This window comes from Pseudomonas phoenicis (assembly GCF_047302395.1).
Taxonomy (GTDB): domain Bacteria; phylum Pseudomonadota; class Gammaproteobacteria; order Pseudomonadales; family Pseudomonadaceae; genus Aquipseudomonas.
This window is the reverse complement of record NZ_CP154852.1, coordinates 4,108,822-4,126,154: the sequence shown is the minus strand read 5'-3', so window position 1 is coordinate 4,126,154 and position 17,333 is coordinate 4,108,822. Positions and strand designations below refer to the sequence as shown.

The window sequence follows — 17,333 nt, the reverse complement described above, 5'->3', positions numbered from 1 at the left end:
AAGTATGAACGTGTGACTACGGTGCCAGGGCTCCACGCCCTGGCACCCTCCAGAACTGAGCACTAATTACAATTAATGTCGTCGCTAGCACCCGTTGGGTTAAGTGGTAGATATTCCAGCTCCATACCTGCCATGGACTCCTGCGACAATGCCAGTTTCTTCAACAGCATGTCTTGCACCATAGGTATGGTCGCACGTTGTAGCCACTCACGCGCAACATCCTGGTTTTCATAATCCTGTGGCTTGTCCCAATTGGAGGCGACGATTTCGGCAATCGTGTTCGCCGACGGCACGACAATACCCTGTGCTTTTGCAGTCAGCGTATTCATCCAACCTTGAGGGTCGAAATCGGGAAAACAGATGACGTTTTTTACGCCGGCAAGAGCTCTCGTCACTGCGGCCGGTGTGATTTGAGGACTCCCACGAAAGAGCATGGGTAGGTGCATGACATTGCTTGGCCAGTGGTACTCGTTGACCGCGAACATCACAGCTTGGTTCTCTACCAAAATCACCGTATCGAGGCCGTGAAGCTCCTCTGCAGGTACGTTCAGAGTGCCTCCGGCCGGGTGGCTGTACACGCCAGTTGCCAACTGGATTTGTCCGGACAGCGACGCGGCCATGACAACGAAATCCCCGGGCCTCAATCGAGCCAACTTCTCATTACGTGACTTTTTGGCCAGAGCCAAGCGGTCACCCTCTAGCTCTTTCATGCTAACAACCAGAGCGTCTATGCCTGTTTCCCTCTCTAGCATCATGCGCACGGTGTGCAATTCAGCGTTTGTCAGCGTCAGGTAGGTAGCCCCAAGCCTTTTGCCAATGCAGTAGGTTGTGTGCAGGGACAACCAGGTAGCGTTGATTTTCACCTTGCACGCGTCTTGCCTGATTGCAATCACCACGGGTTTGATGGCCCTGATGTTGTCAAAAATTCTCATCGCCGCTCAGCTCTTTCCAAAATCAGGTCAATGACACGCCGGTTGGCAGATATGCGCGGGTATGGGGCATAAGTCGGGTTGAGCCGGTAGTTGAGCGGTTTGTGTCGCACCTTGGCTACCGCCGACTGCAGACGAACGTATCCATCCAGCGCGTAAAGCCAGATGCTCATCGAGATGTCACTGTCGCCATGGGCACTCCAATAGGCAACTGCAGACTGCGCTTGATTGGTCTTGTTCAGGGCCTCAAGCATGCGCATGAGATGATCACGCGCGAAGGGTTTCTCAAGAGCCTTGGGGGCCTCTTCGGCTGGAATCACGGCCTTCGACTCACGAGCTTTCGCGGGCTGTTCGATTCGTCGCTCTTTCGGAGGAGGGAGTGAGGCTATCAACAGTTCTAACTGCTCCAGGCTCTCCCCTGCCTCGACGTCACAGTACGCGCTACCCGCCAAGGTCATTTCCACGGCCGGAACCCAGGCAGCCGCGTCTCTGCCGTCAAACAGCGGTTCCAGATCAATCGGGTTGCCCGCCTGAAGGAACAGGTCAACGGCATGGGCTATCTGGCGCATGTGATTGCGCTTACGCACCGCCAAACTCAACCGATCTAAGCGTCCGATCATCTCGTCCAGAGCGAGGCGGTTTCGTGAAACAGCACCGAGAAGGTTATCCAGGAGGACACGCCGTAGAGAACGATCACTGCCGGCCATACTTGAAAGGCCTACATGAGTGAACAAACCCAGGTTTTCGTGGAGCCGTTTGAGCCTGTTGATCGCATTATTGATATCTCGCAGCCGATCTCGCAGCCGTGGAGAAAACCCATACCCCCCTTCGATGAACGCTCGGGTTTGCGCTTGCTCGTTACGTAAATGGTTCGTGACTTGACGGCAGCTGTACGTCAATCGTTTCAGGTGCTGTTCGGCCTCATTGGAGGAGTTGGCCGCTTTGGCGTCACGGTATGCCTCGCAGTGCTGCTCAATGGCTATGAGGGATTCTTTCAGGTCAGGAGCAGCACGACCAAAGCCCTGAAGCGAAATTTGCGCGCCGACGTCCAGCAGCAAGCCACTGAGGTAGTAGAGCTCATCATCTTCTTCGATGAGCCCTTTGGACATCAGATAGGAAATCCCCTTTGTCCGTCGCTCAGGCAGCGCCACTCCGTCCTCGTCTGCCATCGCTAATGCTTCGAGAAAAGGTGCATTTCGTGTGAGTGCATCACCCAGCTCGATCCAGTCTGGCTCCTTCACAAATTGAGCCCTCCCTGATGTTCAGTATGCGATTGGTCGCTGGCACCGATGTCGAGGCTGAGCGAGTTGTATTCGGCTATCCACGCCAAGATCGTATGAACGTAGCCCATCTTGCCTGTGGCGATGTAGTTTGCCGACTCGCTGTTGCGCTTGACGATGTACCCGGCGTCAGCCAATGCGCGAAGGACAAGTTTGAGCCTGTCGTTGTTGTCCTTACCGCTTTTGGATTTGTTGAAAAAGTCGTACCCGCTGAGATCCCAGAGCTGCGTACGGTAGGTGGGATGATTCTCGATTGAGTCCAGCATGTCGGCGAATGAAATGACGTCGCCCGGGGCCAGGCATGTCTCACTGCGTCCCGCACGATTGATTAGCCGGATGAATTCAAGGCAAGGCCGAATCTGGTCGCGTAGCTCGATCAGTTGCGCCGTTGCCGCTTCTCGATCTACAGGTTCAGAAAGGTCAATGAACCGTGCAAAGAACGTATCGGGAGCCTCGGGCTCACCGAGTGTTGCCAATTTTCGCCCCAGGGGCGCGAGCGCACTCTCGACGCTGGCCGCAAAATCAGCCTCTCGTAGCTGGCGGTGAAGCTCTGGATAGGCATATTGGCAAATGAAGCGCCCGGCAAGAAGCTTACTCAGTACGTCTCTCAGTGGGCTCATTGTGCATCCTTCCGATCATCGCTTCCCAGTGCATCGTTAAGGTCATCAAGCTCGTCCTTTTCCTCCATGCCGAACTCCTTGACCACAATCGAATCGGTGTCAGACCGGCGCTCCAGGCTGTACCGATTATTAAACTGCCGGAGCAGCTCCGGCGCGCCTCCAGGAAAGCATGCCAACATGGAAAGCCCGCGATCATTGAAGTAGTTGACCAGCGCAACGTAGTTTTCTGGTGACAGCTCCAATGCTTCGTCGATGGGGATCGACATCTGAAAATCCGCCTCATTTCGCAAAAGCTCGAACAGCGATACGTAGATCATGGCCACGATGATCTTCGTCAGCCCTGTGCTGCTGAGGTGGATCAGCTCCGCGTTATTTGTCGCGACTTTCACCCTGCCTTGGTCGTTGCAGGTGACGGAGACATCGAAACAATCGGAAAGCTGAGACGTGAACGCACCGCCTTCAATCTGGCGTTCCACGGTGCGCAAGGCGTCCATGAAGCCATCAGTTGGTAGATAATCAACTCCCATCCCACTCCACCGCTTGTACTGCTGCTCGTAGTTCGTCATGTCGTCCCAAAACGACATCTCATGGATGCGTGATGAAACTTTGAACTCAAACTGGCGGATCTGGGCGAAAGAGCCGAGTACCTCGCTCGCCTTCTCTGTCGCGTCCTTTCCTAACTTCAAAATGCTTCGGTGCAGGTGCTGCAGCTTCGAGCGGTTATCGCAGAGCTCGTCTGAGAGGTTTTTAGCCTGAATAATCAGCTTGGTTTTCTGGTCAGGGTGAGATATCTCAATGTATTCCTGGAGGTTCGCAGCGGCTTCCAACCACGCCAGCTCAAGCACATCTGCACTGTTTGAGGCGTGATTGATGATCTGTTCGATGGCCGCGCCCTGCGGCGTATGCACCAGCCGTTCTCTGACGAAACGATGGTGAACGTCGCGATAAAGCTCGGCGCCTTTGCGGTGGTGTTCTGATTTGCGACGTTTGAGCTTGCCGACCTCATCCTCGATGTCTGCAGCCTTCAGCGTAGAACCCAAGTGGGCCTCAGCGGCTGCGTCAATCTGTTCAAGATCGCGCAGTACCCGTGATACTGCACCTAGCTCCTGGTCATCGGCGTGTCCTTCGGTGACCAATGCCTTGCGACGCTCGGAAATCGTTTTTTGCGCAGCCCGTAGCTCAAGTTGCCATTGTTCAATGGCGCGACTGATCCGCTCAAACTCTGCGATTGCGCGAGCCAAGGCCGCCTTACGTTCAGGAACTGCTGGTACTGATTCTCTAACCCAAAGTCGATAGCCATCGATCTCCGATTCATGATCCCTTAAACGTTTGATCGTTTTCTCCAGCTCAGCAATCTCGGAGCCAAGCCGCTTGCTCGCCGTGTCATCAACTCCAGCTGATTTGAGCTGGGCTTCAAGATCTGCCAGAGCTCGTTCCAGTTCCGCCGCGAGGGTGGCGTCGACCCGTTCTTCTGCGGTCTGCAGTTCCAGCTCGGCCCGAGACTGATCCTGAGTCAACTGCAGTCGAGACTTGTCTGCTTCACCTTGCAGGTCACTAATTTCCTGCCTGTGCCGTTTTTTCAAACTGTCTAGGTGGCTGGCGATCAATTCAAGCCGATGTGCTGCTTCCAAGACGCGGGCCGCCTGTATCTCGAGTTCCTGCACGACCTCGTCGCGAGCCCGATCAACCAAACCGGCGTGATCCCCTTTTAGCGTCTCCAGATCCAGACTCGCATTGGTCAGTTCTTTTTGAGCTGCCGACGCCCGGATACCTGTCTGGCGCAGGCGATCTTCTACTCCTCGCTGCTGTCGCTCTATCACCTCCATATCAGTGCCGAGCGCTCCAATCTGGGTGGTCAATAAAACGACCTCAGCTTCGAGAGCGTGAACACTGGCAACAGTGGCCTGGGGGAGCACGTCGAGATTGATCTCAACACCGTAGAGACTCTCTTGAACTGCCTCTAGCAGCGCGGGATTCAAATCCGTACGCATCAACGTCTCTGTCGGGACAAGTCGAGCGATATTATCTGTCCAGGTAGGGTGATGCCGTCGCAGGAAACCAAGCAATGTTTCGGCACCGGCGTTGATCTGCAGCTTGATGGTATTTCTGGACTCGACCAGCGCGTCTCGCCTGGCTTGCAAGCCGCTATACTCCGCAGCGCGGGTCTGTCGTTCCAGCGATAGGCTCTCTACCTCGGCTGACACAACACTCAGCGCGTTTTGAAACTCGGCAATGAGCAGCATCTGCTCATTGATACCCTTTTGGGAGGCATCCAGCGCGATCTGGGCATCAGGAAGCGCGCTGAGGGACTTGAGTTGTTCAGCACGTGCAAGCTCGCGAGCCTGAGTACCAGTTGCCTGGAGCTGTTCTTGCTGGTGCACGGCGAGCTCGTCCTCATGAGCGACCCGTCTCTCATCAAGCAATTTATCTTGAGTAGCGGACAACTCCTGATGCCGTTGTTGGATCGCGTGTGAGGACGCATGGTACTTGGAGAACGCAGCACTCTTTCCATCAGCAGCAGCCTGCTTCGCAGCCGCTTCGAGTTCCAGAAACACGCTTCGGATGTCAGCCCCTTGGCGGTTCAATTTGACCTGATGTTCTTGCTTGAGGTGTAACTGGTCTCGTATCTCCCCAAGCTGGTCGAATTCCTCCGAGAGCGCCTGTGTACCATTTTGCAGGTAGCGATCCCGCTTTTCGTTGAACCGATGCTGCCAGGACTCCGCCTCTGTCACCAGGGTCTGAGCTTCGCCCTTTAGACCGCTGAGTCCACTCATATGATCTCGGTTACGGTTTTGTAGCTGCTCATCTTCTGAACTGAGCTGGGCCAGCGCTTCCACTCGACCGTTTTGTCGTTCCTTGAGTTTCTCTTCGACCATGAGTGCTCGGCGCTTGTGCACGCCCAACTGCCGCAGGACTGCACGAAACTCGTGGCAGTGGCGATTCATTTCAAATATCACGGGTTTCAGCGACTCCATCAGGAGATAGCCCGCGCGGTTATCAATGACATTCCTGAACGGCTGCGCGTTGAGCATCATTAGAGTGCGGCTTGGATCTGCGTTGTCCTGCTGAAGGATTTCGGCCATGGTTGCCTTCATCGTGTCGAAGGTGCCGCCGCTCTCGATAAGCGCCAGAGTCACAAAATCGATGCCGTTGAAGTCCTTGCGCTTTGGTGCGAGTGAGAAGCCCATCCGCAGACTCACGATCAGCTTGCGCTTGGTAGCGTCGGTGATTTTCTCCAGATGGGCTGTGCCGCTATTGAATTGAATGATCTGCCGGTAGTGGTACGGTTGCAGCTCAGGGGAACAGGCGATCCCAAGGTGGGTCAGGTGGCCATGTAGTTCGCCTGGAAGTACCAACAGGCCTGCATCATAGTCGCGGTAGAGAAGTTCCGGGCTCCAAGCGCTTGATACCAGTCGATATGCATACCCTTCTCCGCTACGATGCATGATCGCGCAGCGAGCATCGCCAGCAAAGTTCACGTATTCAAATACGATGAAGCTCGAGGAACGTGGGAGATACCAGTTGGCAAAGCTCTCACGGTTGGTTCCAGCCTTCACCAAGCGCCCTGGAGACGCGCCATAAAACACAGGGATGAGCTTTATGAAGGACGACTTTCCGATTCCGTTTTCACCCGTGACGCTGGTGTTACCTTCCATGACAAGCTCTGCTTTGGCGCCCGCACATAGTGAATCGATCAGTACAATTTTGATGAGTTGCGACATCAGCTGCCTCTCTGGCTAACCTCGTATCAATACCGCCGACGGTTTCTCGGCATCCCTTCGCAGCGTCCATCTACTCCTTCGACGGTGCTTGCGCTCTCACTCAACGATATGTAGATATACCTGACACATCTACGGTGTTTACGCATACAGGTAAACTTTTCGAGCACATGGTGACGGTATGAAACGGGCGAAAGCGATTGAGGCTGTACGCTGGGATTTGGCATTGCGTTACAAACTGATAGAGACCGTTGCCTGGTGGGAAGGTCGCCTGACCACGGGGCACTTGATGCAGAGCTTTGGCATCAGTCGTCAGCAGGCGTCGAAGGACATCAACACCTACATCGATGAGCATGCGCCCCGAAATCTATCGTATGACAAGCACCTAAAAGGTTACGTACCCACCAAGCATTTCAAACCACTGTTCATGAAGGAAAGTGCAAGTGCATATCTGCACCTGCTGAACCAGAATCACGAGCGGGCTCCGCACATTGAAGGACTGACGTTGGCGTATGCGCACATTGACATCCTTGACGTGCAGGATCGCTCTATCCGCCCCGAAGTGCTTAGGCCGTTATTGAAGGCTTGTCGAGAAGGTCAACGACTTGAGTGTGAGTACGCTTCTTTCAAAACGCCAGATGGGGAAACCCGACTCATTGCGCCGCATACGCTTATCCATACCGGCATGCGCTGGCACGTGCGTGCATACTGCGAGAAAAATGGTGAGTACCGTGATTTTGTATTGAGCCGGTTTCGGGGTACTCCGGAGCTGATGAATGATTTCACAGAGCATTCACGTCAGCTCGACCCTGGGTGGACGACGCCGGCGACAGTGATCCTGGAAGCGGATTCGAGATTGAAGGCTGGGCAGCGGGCCATTCTCGAAGCCGATTACGGAATGGAGAACGGACAGTTGATGATAGAAACCCGCGGCGCGTTGGTTCAGTACGTCTTGAATCGCTACCAGATCGATACCGCCAAAATGCATATGAAACCAAGCGCCCAGCAGCTCATCGTGGCTAACCTGGACGAGCTCAGCCAGTGGCTCTACTAGACCTGGGCAGCACCGTGAATGTGTAAACAACTCACGCATATCGCGCAGGTAGGGCTTGATCACATCCAACAGCAATTACCAGCTGCACCACAGCGGATGCCCCTTACTCAGAGGATCAGCTGGATCGCTGCCGTTGGAAAGGCAATATGCCTCATCAGCTCGGAGGCCTACGGAATGGATTCCAGATATTTGAGTATCACGACGTTCTTGAAAGGTTGCGCACCGTTGGTACGCTGGCTGAGTGGCTTGGGGCGCTCTGACCCGTTTTCGGATGGTGTTTGTAGAAAGCCCGGTACGCTTGGCTATCTGATGGAGCGAGAGCTTGTCGCGGAAGTACATCCGCCGGATTTTCCCCAACATTTCCATGCTGATCCCCCTGTGTTCTCCTGCTCAAAAAGTGAGCAGAAGTAGTTGAACACCTGGGTCAGTTTTCAGTCGGCAGAACAGCCTCTACTGGGTCAGTTTTCGGTCAGCGGCAACACTGCTTAGCAACTAATTCAACAGGAATTCGTTCTGTTGAGTCATTTGCAAAGGGGTCTTCTCCAAACGCAGTAAAAATTCTTTCCTGGGCTGTCCTCCGCCATATCCGGCGAGTGCACCATTTGTCGCTATGACACGGTGACAGGGCACGACAATAGATAAGCGATTGTGTCTATTTGCATTGCCCACTGCTTGGCTTGCACCTGGCTTACCGATGCCCCTAGCGATGGCACCGTAGGTTGAAATGGTTCCATAGTCGATTTTTAGAAGCTCTGCCCACACAAGCCTGTCAAAAGTGAGCCAAGGCGACCGCTAATGCCTTGATGGAAAGGCGTGGCAGTGACCCGCTCTACCCCATCTCGTCCAGCTGAAAACTTCGCGTGAGTTACGTACATATTGGTTCAAAAATCGCTTCAATCAATCAGTGGAAAATCACGAATCTGGTGAAAATAATTGGTGGAAAATCACGATTTATTTTGTTTCTTCAGCGGAAAAACCATAAATGGTTCCACTAATTTATCAAAGGGCTCGGTTTGGCCTAGGAAATACGGGGCTTTGGGGCTTTCCACTTGTATCGCGATTGGTGCATCAATCAAGTTATGGCTTACGCGAATGGTCCTCCTAACGCAGTTGTGCCAGTCAAGTCTGCAACGACCGGCCACGTCCTGCTGCGCACCTGAACCCAACGCTCGCCAAGGCTTCTCACAGATTCCCTTAAGAGAGCGTTCGGTTAAGACCCCTTGATATTCCCGTGCCAAAGAGTCACGCAAATCGTTATCAAACCAGCGGTTTTCCTCGACCTTCATACTTCAAAAGCGGAAAATGGACAGCCTCCACCCGGGCACGGAGCCACACGTCCCCATGCACCCCAAAGTCCTCCAACTCCCCAAGAACCCCCACGGCCGCGACTTCGTCGTCGGCGACATTCACTTCAAAACCACCGATCTCCACCGCGCGCTCCACGCACTGCGCTTCGACAAGACCCAGGACCGGCTAATCGCCGTGGGCGATCTGATCGACCGCGGCCGTGGCGTCCTGGACGGCCTGAAACTGCTCGGCGAACCCTGGTTCTTCACCGTCCAAGGCAACCACGAACGAATGTTGATCGACGCCTATGAAGCCAACCCCGAAGCACGCTATTCGGCCCATGGCGCCGGCTGGTGGATGACCATCGCTGACGAGTCCAAAGCCATGATCATTGGCAAACTCAGAAGCCTGCCGATCGCCATAGAAATCGAGTCGGATCGGGGCATCGTCGGCGTCGTCCATGCTGATGTGCCGGCAGGCATGGCCTGGCCCAGCTTCGTTGAACAGCTCGACAACCCGGCACTTGAGGACATCGCCTTGTGGGGCCGGGATCGAATCGTCGGGCACCACCGTGGTGGCGTGCCGGGTGTATGGCGCGTGTGCGTCGGCCATACCTGGACGCCACAGCCGCTCAGGCTGGGCAATGTCCTGGCGTTGGACATCAACGGTGGCGCCGAAGGCCCACTGGCCATTTTCGATGTTCAGCAAGACCGGGTGTTCGTCGAGGGCGTCGCTGCATCGATCGAGCAGGCCGAATGTCTAGGCGAGCAAATTCGGTCGCTCGGGCAATGCGCCGAGGCGCTCCGCTCGGCGGTGAACAGCCACGCCCTCCCCGATTCACGGGCTCTGGCCACCGAGCTGGAATTGATGGCCAAGCGGGTCGATTCGATGTGGCAGGACGTACGCGAAGGTATCGAACAGCAGCAACAACTGGTCAACGCGCTGCATGGGCTGAGCCTGGCGAGTGGTGAACGACGGAGTGCGCAGCTCGACGCGCTCTGTGCCAAACACAAGGACACTCAGATCGAAGGGCTTCTGCGGCGCTTGCTGGCCTGATCGGCCTGTGGAAAAAAACCAACCCAGCGAGCATGCCAGCTTCCGCCAGGTCTATACCTACAACGACTTCTACTACCGCCATGACCCGACCTTTAGCCACAATCAGTTACCTGGCATTCCCAAGCACATCTATCAGGGCGAGTTGCAATACGAACACCCCAGCGGTTTCTACACCGGGGTGAACGTGCAATCGGCGTCACGCACCGCAGTCGACTACGCCAACACCTTCTATGCGCCCTCCTATACCCTCTTCGGCGCCAACGTGGGCTTAGAGGCGCCGAACAAAGACTGGAAAGTGTCGCTGGACGTGAAGAACCTGGCCAACAAGAAGTACGTCACGGCCGTACAGCCGATCTACAACGCCAACGGCCAGGATACGGCGGCGCTGTATCCCGGCGACGGCATCGGTGCTTATGTGGCGGTAGAAGTGCGCTACTGACGCACATGGACTGCCACAGGAGAATTCCAGCTTCTGTGGCTCGGTCAAGCAGCGATCGCAGCATCTGCCACGCCTCGGAACCTCGACGCCGTCGGCTCCTGCCAGGTCGATCCGTAGCGGCGTGTACGGCCACCTGTCCTTGCTCGGTACACGGCACGCGCTGCGCGCCGCCAATCTGGATATTTGCATTTATAGATATGGGGTGTAGGCTGTGCGCCACCGGTCCGCCGTGAGCGCTGCTGTTCGTCGGCCACCGCTCGCTGCCACCGCTTGACCTGGGCAGGGCTCACGCCCTGTCATATCTGTAATTCTCGATATGTAGATTTTTGAAATGAACCACGCTTCCCTCTTCACCCCTACCACCCTCGGCCCTTACACCCTGCGCAACCGCATAGTCATGCCCCCGCTGACCCGCTCGCGCAGCAGCCAACCCGGCGATGTGCCCAACGACCTGATGGCCGACTACTACCGCCAACGCGCCAGCGCCGGCTTGATCGTCACCGAAGGCACCCAGATCGAACCCCGCGGCCAAGGCTACGCCTGGACCCCTGGCATCCACACCGCCGAGCAGATCGAGGGCTGGAAGAAAGTCACCCAGGCCGTGCATGCCGAAGGTGGTGTGATCTTCGCCCAGTTGTGGCACGTGGGCCGCGTCTCGCACACTTCGCTGCAACCCAACGGCGACGCGCCGGTCGCGCCTTCCGCACTGGGCACCACGCGGGTGCAGGTGTTCGTCGAAACCGGCCCTGGCGCCGGCGCATTGGCCGACCCCTCTGCGCCCCGCGCGCTGTCCACCGCCGAAGTGAAGGACCTGGTGCAGCTGTACGCCCAAGCCGCGCGTAATGCGCTGGAAGCCGGATTCGATGGCGTCGAACTGCACTGCGCCAACGGTTATCTGGTCAACCAGTTCATCTCGGCGCACACCAACCAGCGCACCGACGAATACGGCGGTTCCCTGCCGAACCGTCTGCGTTTCCTGCGCGAGATCACCGAGGCCGTGGCCGAGGTGGTCGGCGCCGAGCGGCTGGGCGTGCGCTTCTCGCCGCTGTTCGCCACCACCGACGAGGCGCGCGCTTACTTGGGCCTGGTGGAAGACGATCCGCAGCAGACCTACGTCGAAGCGGTGAAGATCCTCGAACAGGTGGGCATCGCCTACCTCTCTCTGGCCGAGGCCGATTGGGACGGTGCGCCCGAGCTGCCGGCAGCGTTCCGCCAAGCGGTGCGCGCAGCATTCAGCGGGCGCATCCTGTATGCCGGCAAGTACACGGCCGAGCGTGCGGCGGCGGCCATCGAGGGCGGCTGGGCGGATCTGGCCGGGTTCGGCCGGCCGTTCATCGCCAACCCCGACCTGCCCGCGCGCATCGCCAACGGCTGGCCGCTGAACCCGGTCGATCCGAGCAGCATGTACGGCGGCACCGAGATCGGCTACATCGACTACCCGCGTTACCAGGGTTGAGGCACCTGGCTGCATGCGTCCTGGGGATGCGTGCAGCACGCCCTGCGGAAAACCGGTAACATCGCGCCTATTCCCCGCTACCTATGTCTCGTCATGCCCATCGATCTCATTGAAGCGCTCAAGGCCCTGGACAATCCCACTCGGCTGACCATCCTGACCCTGCTGAAGAACCCGCGGGAAAACTTCCCCGAGCAACAGGCGGACCCGGAGCAGATCGGCGTGTGCGTGGGCATCATCCAGGAGCGGGTCAAGCTGTCCCAGTCGACGGTGTCGAACTACCTGGCGGCGCTGCAGCGCGCGCAGTTGGTGACCTCGCAGCGCATCGGGCCGTGGACCTACTACAAGCGCAACGAAGAAAAGGTCGCGCAGTTGCTCGAAGTGCTGGGCAAGACGATCTGATCGATAGCCGCACCGCGACGCAACAGATTCCGAGCCCACGCATCGTCCCCCTCTCGACTGCTGATCGGGCGCACGGCCTGCCCAAGGGCACACCCATTACCTGGACAGAGCCCATCCTGGCGCGCTCGCATATCCGCGAGCGTTCGCCTCGCCCTCGAGTTACGACCCCCATCCGTTAGAAGATTCATCGCAGTGCCGCCGCGACGGCGCTCGACGTGATCCAGCATGCCCGCCCCTCGAGACCGCGGAAAATCCGACACGTATACCCTTCGGCATATGGACCCCCGCCCCGCCCGCTCTTAGTTTCTGTGCATCGCTCATGCACGAGACAACAAGGAGAACGGCAATGGGACGTCTTGCGGGAAAAGTGGCGCTGATCACCGGCGGCGCCGGAGGATGCGGTCTGGCGGCGTCGCAGTTGTTCGCGGCCGAAGGCGCCAAGGTGGCGATTCTCGATCTGCCGAGCAGCGATGGCGTCAACGTCGCCGAGCGTATCGAGGCGGCCGGTGGCAGCGCCTGCTTCATCGCCACGGACGTGTCCGACGGTGCACAGGTTCAAGCGGCCGTGGCCCAGGTCGAGGGGTTGTGGGGCGCGATCACGGTGCTGATGAACCACGCCGGGACCATCCACGTCGGCCCCTTCCTGGAGACCACCGAACACGACTGGGACCGGCTGATGGCGATCAACGTCAAAAGCATGTACCTGGTGACCCGCGCGGTGCTGCCCGGCATGCTGGCGGCCGGCGGCGGCAGCGTGATCTGCACTTCGTCGATCTCCGGTGTGGTCGGCACGCCCATGGAAGTGCTGTATTGCACCAGCAAAGGCGCCTGCCACATGTTCGCTCGCGCCATCGCCGTGGAGTTCCGGGAGCGCAACATCCGCAGCAACGCCATCTGCCCGGGCTTCATCGGCACCGCCCATGGCCGCCGCGAACTCGACCTCTTGCGCGAACACGGCACGCACATCTCCGACGACATGTTGCACTCCATGCAGGGCCGTCTGTGCGACCCGGACGAAGTGGCCAAGGCCGCGCTGTTCCTGGCCAGCGACGAATCGAGCTTCGTCAACGGCACGCACCTGTTCGTCGACAACGGCTACACCGCCGCCTGATACCCCGAGACCGCGCCCAATGCCTCGAGAACGAGGCGCGGCTCGCCAAGACCTGTACTGCCAGAACAATACCTACAACACCTCGGCAAGAAGGAACGATTCATGGAAATCGAAAGCAGAAGCGTCGAGTTCATTCCCGAGAATGAACGTTACGGTTCGCCCAAGCGCCTGTTCACCATCTGGTGCAGCGCCAACATGCAGGTCACCACCATGGTGATCGGCGCCCTGGGCGTGGTGGCCGGCCTCAATCTGGGCTGGACCTTCATCGGTTTGCTGTTGGGCAACCTGATCGGCTCCATTTTCATGGCCGCGCATTCGGCACAAGGCCCGCACCTGGGCATCCCGCAGATGATCCAGAGCCGTGCGCAATTCGGCGTGGTCGGCGCCGGCCTGCCGCTGGCCATCGTGGTGCTCGCCTACATCCTGTTCACGGCGGCCAACGGCGTGGTGATGCGCGACTCGATCAAGGCGGTGGTGCCGGTATCGGATAACGACGCGATCATCCTCTTCGGCGTGTTGACGCTGATCGTCGGCTACGTCGGCTACGAGCTGATCCATCGCCTTGGCGTGTGGATGAGCGTGCTGTCGGGCATCGTGTTCGCCCTGGCGGCCTACGTGGTGCTCAGTCGTGGCTTGCCGGCCGGGGTCTGGCAGGTGTCGGGGAGCACCTTCAAGTTCGCCACCTTCTGTCTGGTGGTGACCCAGGCGGCTTCCTGGACGCTTGGCGCAGGCCCTTACGTGGCCGACTACTCGCGCTATCTGCCGACCAGCACGACGACCCGCTCGACCTTCTGGTACAGCTACCTCGGCATCGTGGTGGGTTCTTCGGTGGTGATGCTGCTGGGGGCGATCATGGCGAGCGCCGCCATGGACGTGATCGCCGACCCCGGCAGCGCCATCGCCAGGCTGTTCCCCGGTTACGAGCAACTGGCGTACTTCATCATCATCGTCGGCGTGCTGGAGTGGAATGTGATGAACCTGTACAGCTCGTACATGTCCACGACCACCATCTTCACCGGCTTCAAGGGCACCGTGCGCATCGGCAAGCTGGCCAAGTTCGTGATCATGGCCATCGTCGCGGTGATCGTGACCTGGATCGCCATCGCCGCGCAGTACAACTTCGGCGCCTATTTCAGCGACATCCTGATCGGCCAGGTGTACGTGCTGGTGCCGTGGAGCGCGATCAACCTGGCGGACTACTACTGGGTGCGCAAGGGCCGCTACAGCGTGGCGGCGATGTACGACGTCAACGGCATCTACGGGCGCGTCAACTGGACCACACTGTCGATCTACGCCGTGGCCGTACTGATCCAGATTCCCTTCATGGAGCTGTCGTTCTACAAGGGCCCGATCGCGCACCTGATCGGCACCGATATCTCCTGGCTGCCCGGCCTGGTCGTGCCTGGGGTGCTGTACTACCTGGTCAACCGCAACAAGCGACTGCACTTGACGGCGTTCGACGCGCCGGGCCCGGTCACCGCCCCGCTCAGTCCACTCAACAGCGCTTGAGGTTCGCGCAGTCTGCCGCAGCCTGAGCCCGCCTTCGCGGATGGCGGGTCCGCTTGCGGCAGAGGTTTCTGATATGTTTCACGGCCCCCCATCGACACCGGCCGCGTCGCAGCGTTCGGTGCCTTGCCCAGGAGCCTCGAGATGAACAGCCAGGATGCCAATGCCGTGGCGAAACTGGTCGCCGCCATCGGCGGTCCCAGCATGGGCCGCGCCCTCTGCGCCCTGCTCGAAGGCAAGGTCGGGTTCGACATGAGCTGCCTGTACCTCTTTCGCTTCGATCAGCCTGCCGAGTTGTTGCACGACGGCTACCACGGCCAGGTCTCGGCGCGCACGCTACAGGCCTACAGCCGCGGCGGGTACCTGCTCGATCCGTTCTATGTGGCCAGTACCCACCGCCATCCGGGCGGCCTGTGGCGCATGAGCGAACTGGCGCCGGACAGCTTCTTTTCTTCAGGCTTCGCCATTTCGCCCGACCTGCACCCCTGCGTGTCGTCCACACATGGCACGCAGATCGACGAAATCGGCTACATCGTGCAGTTGCAGGCCCGTGCGGCGCTGGTGTTCACCCTGATGAAAGCCCGTAAGCACGGGCCGTTCAGCGATGTCGAGGTCGATTGCCTGCAACGATTGGCGCCATTGGTGCGCGCCGTATTGGAACAGCATGGACGGCAACTGCCGCAGTCGCTGGAAGGCCTGGACGGCGACAGCCAACTGGAAAGCGCCTTCGTGGGCGCGCTGGGCCAGCTCACCGAAGCCCAGCGTTACATCGCCAGATTCTTGCTGCAAGGCCATAGCAACGCGTCCATCGCGCAGCAGCTGGGCATCTCCGAAGGCACGGTGAAGGTGCACAAGCACAATCTCTATCAACGCTTGGGCATCTCCAGCCACGCGGAGCTGTTCCGTTTGTTCATCGGCTACATCGCCAAGGTGGGGCGTCAGGACGAAGGCGCATAGCGTCAGCCGGGATGCCTCACTGCGCGTCGGTGGCTTGCGCCGTATTGCGCTGCCGACGGCAGCGTTCGGAGCAGTAGCGCACCTCGTCCCAGCAGCGCTCCCATTTCTTGCGCCAAGTGAAGGGCCGCTGGCAGACCACGCAGGTTTTCTCGGGAAGCTCGCTTTTTTTCACCTGTGCCTGTCTCCGGTCGGCGGCGATGGGGGACGCTCGGAACCCAGGTTTCGAGCCCTGCATTGGACCCCGCGTGCCGGCTCGCAGTTCGAGGGTGGTGTGCAGAGGCGTGGCCGCCCTACCCGCGCTGAGACTGGGCCCGCCTCTACACACAGATCAGAAAGCCTGGCTGCCCTGGTCGACGCAGATAAGGCTCACGCTCCACTGAACGATCCAACCCCTCACGCAGGTCATACGTTCACGCGCTCCGCCGCGACGCCCTCCACTCCAGCAACGCGAGGCCTCAATGAAAAACATCCACGCCGGCGTCCTCGACGTCGCCTATCGGGACCTCGGCGACGCCGATGCCCCGGCCATCATCCTGCTGCATGGTTTCCCCTACGACCCGCATGCCTATGACGAGGTCGCCGACCTGCTCACCGCCGCCGGTTGCCGCTGCATCGTCCCCTTTCTGCGCGGCTACGGTGCGACGCGTTTCCTCGACCCCGCCACCCCCCGTTCGGGAGAACAAGCCGCGCTCGGCGCCGACCTGCTGGCGTTGATGGATGCGCTGAACCTGCCCAAGGCCGTGCTCGCCGGTTACGACTGGGGCGGACGAGCGGCCTGCGTGGTGTCGGCGCTGTGGCCGGAGCGGGTCATGGGCCTGGTGAGTTGCGAACCGGGCTACAACATCCAGGACATCGCCAATGGTCAGCAGCCCGCCGCGCCCGACGCCGAGGCACGGCTGTGGTACCAGTACTATTTCCACGGTGCGCGCGGCCAGGCCGGCCTGACGGCGCATCGCGAAGCGCTGTGCCGTCTGCTCTGGTCGCAGTGGTCGCCGACCTGGCGCTTCACCGACGCGCAATTCCAGGCGACCGCAGAGGCGTTCCACAATCCCGACTTCGTCGAGGTGGTGATCCATTCCTATCGGCACCGCTTCGGGCTGGTCGCGGGCGACCCGCGCTATGCCGACATCGAGGCCGGGCTCGCGCGACAGCCGCAGATTGCCGTGCCCAGTGTGATCCTTTCGGGCAACAACGACGGTGTGGCCCCGCCGCTGCCCGAGACGCTGGCGTTGCAACGGTTCGAAGGGCCGGTGCGGCGCACGCGCATCGAAGGGGTGGGGCACAACGCGCCGCAGGAAGCGCCGCTGGTGTTCGCGGAGGCGGTGCTCGACCTGCTGAGTCTCTCGGACAAGGCGGATCGCTGAATGGCTCGGCCCGCGCCCAAGGCCGCATGAGCGAGTCGGTGTGGCTCAGACTCGTAGCGGCCTAGTGCGGGGCAGGCCCGGCCGGGCCTTTTGTGACATGCCCAGCGCTTAGCTGGCCGGGCCTCGCCTGGCCGGGCCTTACCTGGCCGGGCTTCA

15 protein-coding genes and 2 pseudogenes are annotated in these 17,333 nt (G+C 59.2%); 9 read left to right on the top strand and 8 right to left on the bottom strand.

Features of this window, described 5'->3' with window-relative positions; translation table 11 throughout:
- Window positions 1-62: 62 nt before the first annotated feature.
- Genes AA0Z93_RS18805 through AA0Z93_RS18790 form a run of 4 tightly spaced genes read right to left on the bottom strand, consistent with a single transcriptional unit; the run spans window position 63 to window position 6,551 of the window.
- Window positions 63-932, bottom strand: coding sequence for a hypothetical protein (locus AA0Z93_RS18805; protein WP_413047457.1), 870 nt, complete (start codon window positions 930-932; stop codon window positions 63-65).
- Complete coding sequence (locus AA0Z93_RS18800; RefSeq protein ID WP_150294599.1) at window positions 929-2,170, bottom strand: hypothetical protein; 1,242 nt, start codon at window positions 2,168-2,170, stop codon at window positions 929-931. The genes AA0Z93_RS18805 and AA0Z93_RS18800 overlap by 4 nt, the downstream gene beginning before the upstream one ends.
- Window positions 2,167-2,829: a hypothetical protein gene (locus AA0Z93_RS18795; protein WP_413047458.1), complete on the bottom strand. Its 663-nt coding sequence runs from the start codon at window positions 2,827-2,829 to the stop codon at window positions 2,167-2,169. The genes AA0Z93_RS18800 and AA0Z93_RS18795 overlap by 4 nt, the downstream gene beginning before the upstream one ends.
- The gene (locus AA0Z93_RS18790) at window positions 2,826-6,551 is read right to left on the bottom strand and encodes an ATP-binding protein (RefSeq protein WP_413047459.1); all 3,726 of its coding nucleotides are present in this window, start codon (window positions 6,549-6,551) and stop codon (window positions 2,826-2,828) included. The genes AA0Z93_RS18795 and AA0Z93_RS18790 overlap by 4 nt, the downstream gene beginning before the upstream one ends.
- Window positions 6,552-6,729: 178 nt before the next feature.
- On the opposite strand from AA0Z93_RS18790, the gene AA0Z93_RS18785 reads away from it, so the two are divergent.
- A complete protein-coding gene (locus AA0Z93_RS18785; RefSeq protein WP_012724236.1) occupies window positions 6,730-7,602 on the top strand; it encodes a transcriptional regulator in 873 nt (290 codons plus the stop codon).
- A gap of 204 nt (window positions 7,603-7,806) precedes the next feature.
- Here AA0Z93_RS18785 and AA0Z93_RS18780 read toward each other — a convergent pair.
- The 3 genes and pseudogenes from AA0Z93_RS18780 to AA0Z93_RS18770 all read right to left on the bottom strand — a co-directional run.
- A pseudogene (locus AA0Z93_RS18780) lies at window positions 7,807-7,959 on the bottom strand (IS21 family transposase); the annotation flags it as partial.
- Between the two features lie 135 nt (window positions 7,960-8,094).
- Window positions 8,095-8,388: pseudogene (locus AA0Z93_RS18775) on the bottom strand (methylated-DNA--[protein]-cysteine S-methyltransferase); the annotation flags it as partial.
- A 158-nt stretch (window positions 8,389-8,546) separates the two neighbouring features.
- The gene (locus AA0Z93_RS18770; protein WP_413047460.1) at window positions 8,547-8,888 is read right to left on the bottom strand and encodes a hypothetical protein; all 342 of its coding nucleotides are present in this window, start codon (window positions 8,886-8,888) and stop codon (window positions 8,547-8,549) included.
- A 55-nt stretch (window positions 8,889-8,943) separates the two neighbouring features.
- On the opposite strand from AA0Z93_RS18770, the gene AA0Z93_RS18765 reads away from it, so the two are divergent.
- The 7 genes from AA0Z93_RS18765 to AA0Z93_RS18735 all read left to right on the top strand — a co-directional run bounded on the left by AA0Z93_RS18765 (window position 8,944) and on the right by AA0Z93_RS18735 (window position 15,813).
- On the top strand, window positions 8,944-9,945 hold the full coding sequence (locus AA0Z93_RS18765) for a metallophosphoesterase (protein ID WP_413047461.1): 1,002 nt from the start codon (window positions 8,944-8,946) through the stop codon (window positions 9,943-9,945).
- Window positions 9,946-9,952: 7 nt separating this feature from the next.
- The gene (locus AA0Z93_RS18760) at window positions 9,953-10,384 is read left to right on the top strand and encodes a TonB-dependent receptor domain-containing protein (RefSeq protein ID WP_413047462.1); all 432 of its coding nucleotides are present in this window, start codon (window positions 9,953-9,955) and stop codon (window positions 10,382-10,384) included.
- Between the two features lie 331 nt (window positions 10,385-10,715).
- Window positions 10,716-11,840 carry an alkene reductase gene (locus AA0Z93_RS18755; RefSeq protein WP_413047463.1) on the top strand — a complete coding sequence of 375 codons (1,125 nt, stop codon included), beginning with the start codon at window positions 10,716-10,718 and terminating at the stop codon, window positions 11,838-11,840.
- 93 nt (window positions 11,841-11,933) lie between these two features.
- Window positions 11,934-12,239, top strand: coding sequence for an ArsR/SmtB family transcription factor (locus AA0Z93_RS18750; protein ID WP_413047464.1), 306 nt, complete (start codon window positions 11,934-11,936; stop codon window positions 12,237-12,239).
- Between the two features lie 346 nt (window positions 12,240-12,585).
- Window positions 12,586-13,350, top strand: a complete 765-nt coding sequence (locus tag AA0Z93_RS18745; protein ID WP_413047465.1) for an SDR family NAD(P)-dependent oxidoreductase — start codon at window positions 12,586-12,588, stop codon at window positions 13,348-13,350.
- A gap of 102 nt (window positions 13,351-13,452) precedes the next feature.
- Complete coding sequence (locus AA0Z93_RS18740; RefSeq protein WP_413047466.1) at window positions 13,453-14,859, top strand: purine-cytosine permease family protein; 1,407 nt, start codon at window positions 13,453-13,455, stop codon at window positions 14,857-14,859.
- 141 nt (window positions 14,860-15,000) lie between these two features.
- Window positions 15,001-15,813 carry a helix-turn-helix transcriptional regulator gene (locus AA0Z93_RS18735; protein ID WP_413047467.1) on the top strand — a complete coding sequence of 271 codons (813 nt, stop codon included), beginning with the start codon at window positions 15,001-15,003 and terminating at the stop codon, window positions 15,811-15,813.
- A 16-nt stretch (window positions 15,814-15,829) separates the two neighbouring features.
- On the opposite strand, the gene AA0Z93_RS18730 is transcribed toward AA0Z93_RS18735, so the two are convergent.
- Window positions 15,830-15,985 carry a DUF2256 domain-containing protein gene (locus AA0Z93_RS18730; RefSeq protein WP_413047468.1) on the bottom strand — a complete coding sequence of 52 codons (156 nt, stop codon included), beginning with the start codon at window positions 15,983-15,985 and terminating at the stop codon, window positions 15,830-15,832.
- A 286-nt stretch (window positions 15,986-16,271) separates the two neighbouring features.
- On the opposite strand from AA0Z93_RS18730, the gene AA0Z93_RS18725 reads away from it, so the two are divergent.
- Window positions 16,272-17,177: an alpha/beta fold hydrolase gene (locus tag AA0Z93_RS18725; protein ID WP_413047469.1), complete on the top strand. Its 906-nt coding sequence runs from the start codon at window positions 16,272-16,274 to the stop codon at window positions 17,175-17,177.
- Window positions 17,178-17,333 lie beyond the last annotated feature (156 nt).

Bases quoted from the DNA above. Each gene is read 5' to 3' on its own strand.
- AA0Z93_RS18805 (WP_413047457.1), bottom strand. From the start codon at position 932: ATGAGAATTTTTGACAACATCAGGGCCATCAAACCCGTGGTGATTGCA.
- AA0Z93_RS18795 (WP_413047458.1), bottom strand. From the start codon at position 2,829: ATGAGCCCACTGAGAGACGTACTGAGTAAGCTTCTTGCCGGGCGCTTC.
- AA0Z93_RS18790 (WP_413047459.1), bottom strand. From the start codon at position 6,551: ATGTCGCAACTCATCAAAATTGTACTGATCGATTCACTATGTGCGGGC.
- AA0Z93_RS18785 (WP_012724236.1), top strand. From the start codon at position 6,730: ATGAAACGGGCGAAAGCGATTGAGGCTGTACGCTGGGATTTGGCATTG.
- AA0Z93_RS18770 (WP_413047460.1), bottom strand. From the start codon at position 8,888: ATGAAGGTCGAGGAAAACCGCTGGTTTGATAACGATTTGCGTGACTCT.
- AA0Z93_RS18765 (WP_413047461.1), top strand. From the start codon at position 8,944: ATGCACCCCAAAGTCCTCCAACTCCCCAAGAACCCCCACGGCCGCGAC.
- AA0Z93_RS18755 (WP_413047463.1), top strand. From the start codon at position 10,716: ATGAACCACGCTTCCCTCTTCACCCCTACCACCCTCGGCCCTTACACC.
- AA0Z93_RS18750 (WP_413047464.1), top strand. From the start codon at position 11,934: ATGCCCATCGATCTCATTGAAGCGCTCAAGGCCCTGGACAATCCCACT.
- AA0Z93_RS18745 (WP_413047465.1), top strand. From the start codon at position 12,586: ATGGGACGTCTTGCGGGAAAAGTGGCGCTGATCACCGGCGGCGCCGGA.
- AA0Z93_RS18740 (WP_413047466.1), top strand. From the start codon at position 13,453: ATGGAAATCGAAAGCAGAAGCGTCGAGTTCATTCCCGAGAATGAACGT.
- AA0Z93_RS18735 (WP_413047467.1), top strand. From the start codon at position 15,001: ATGAACAGCCAGGATGCCAATGCCGTGGCGAAACTGGTCGCCGCCATC.
- AA0Z93_RS18725 (WP_413047469.1), top strand. From the start codon at position 16,272: ATGAAAAACATCCACGCCGGCGTCCTCGACGTCGCCTATCGGGACCTC.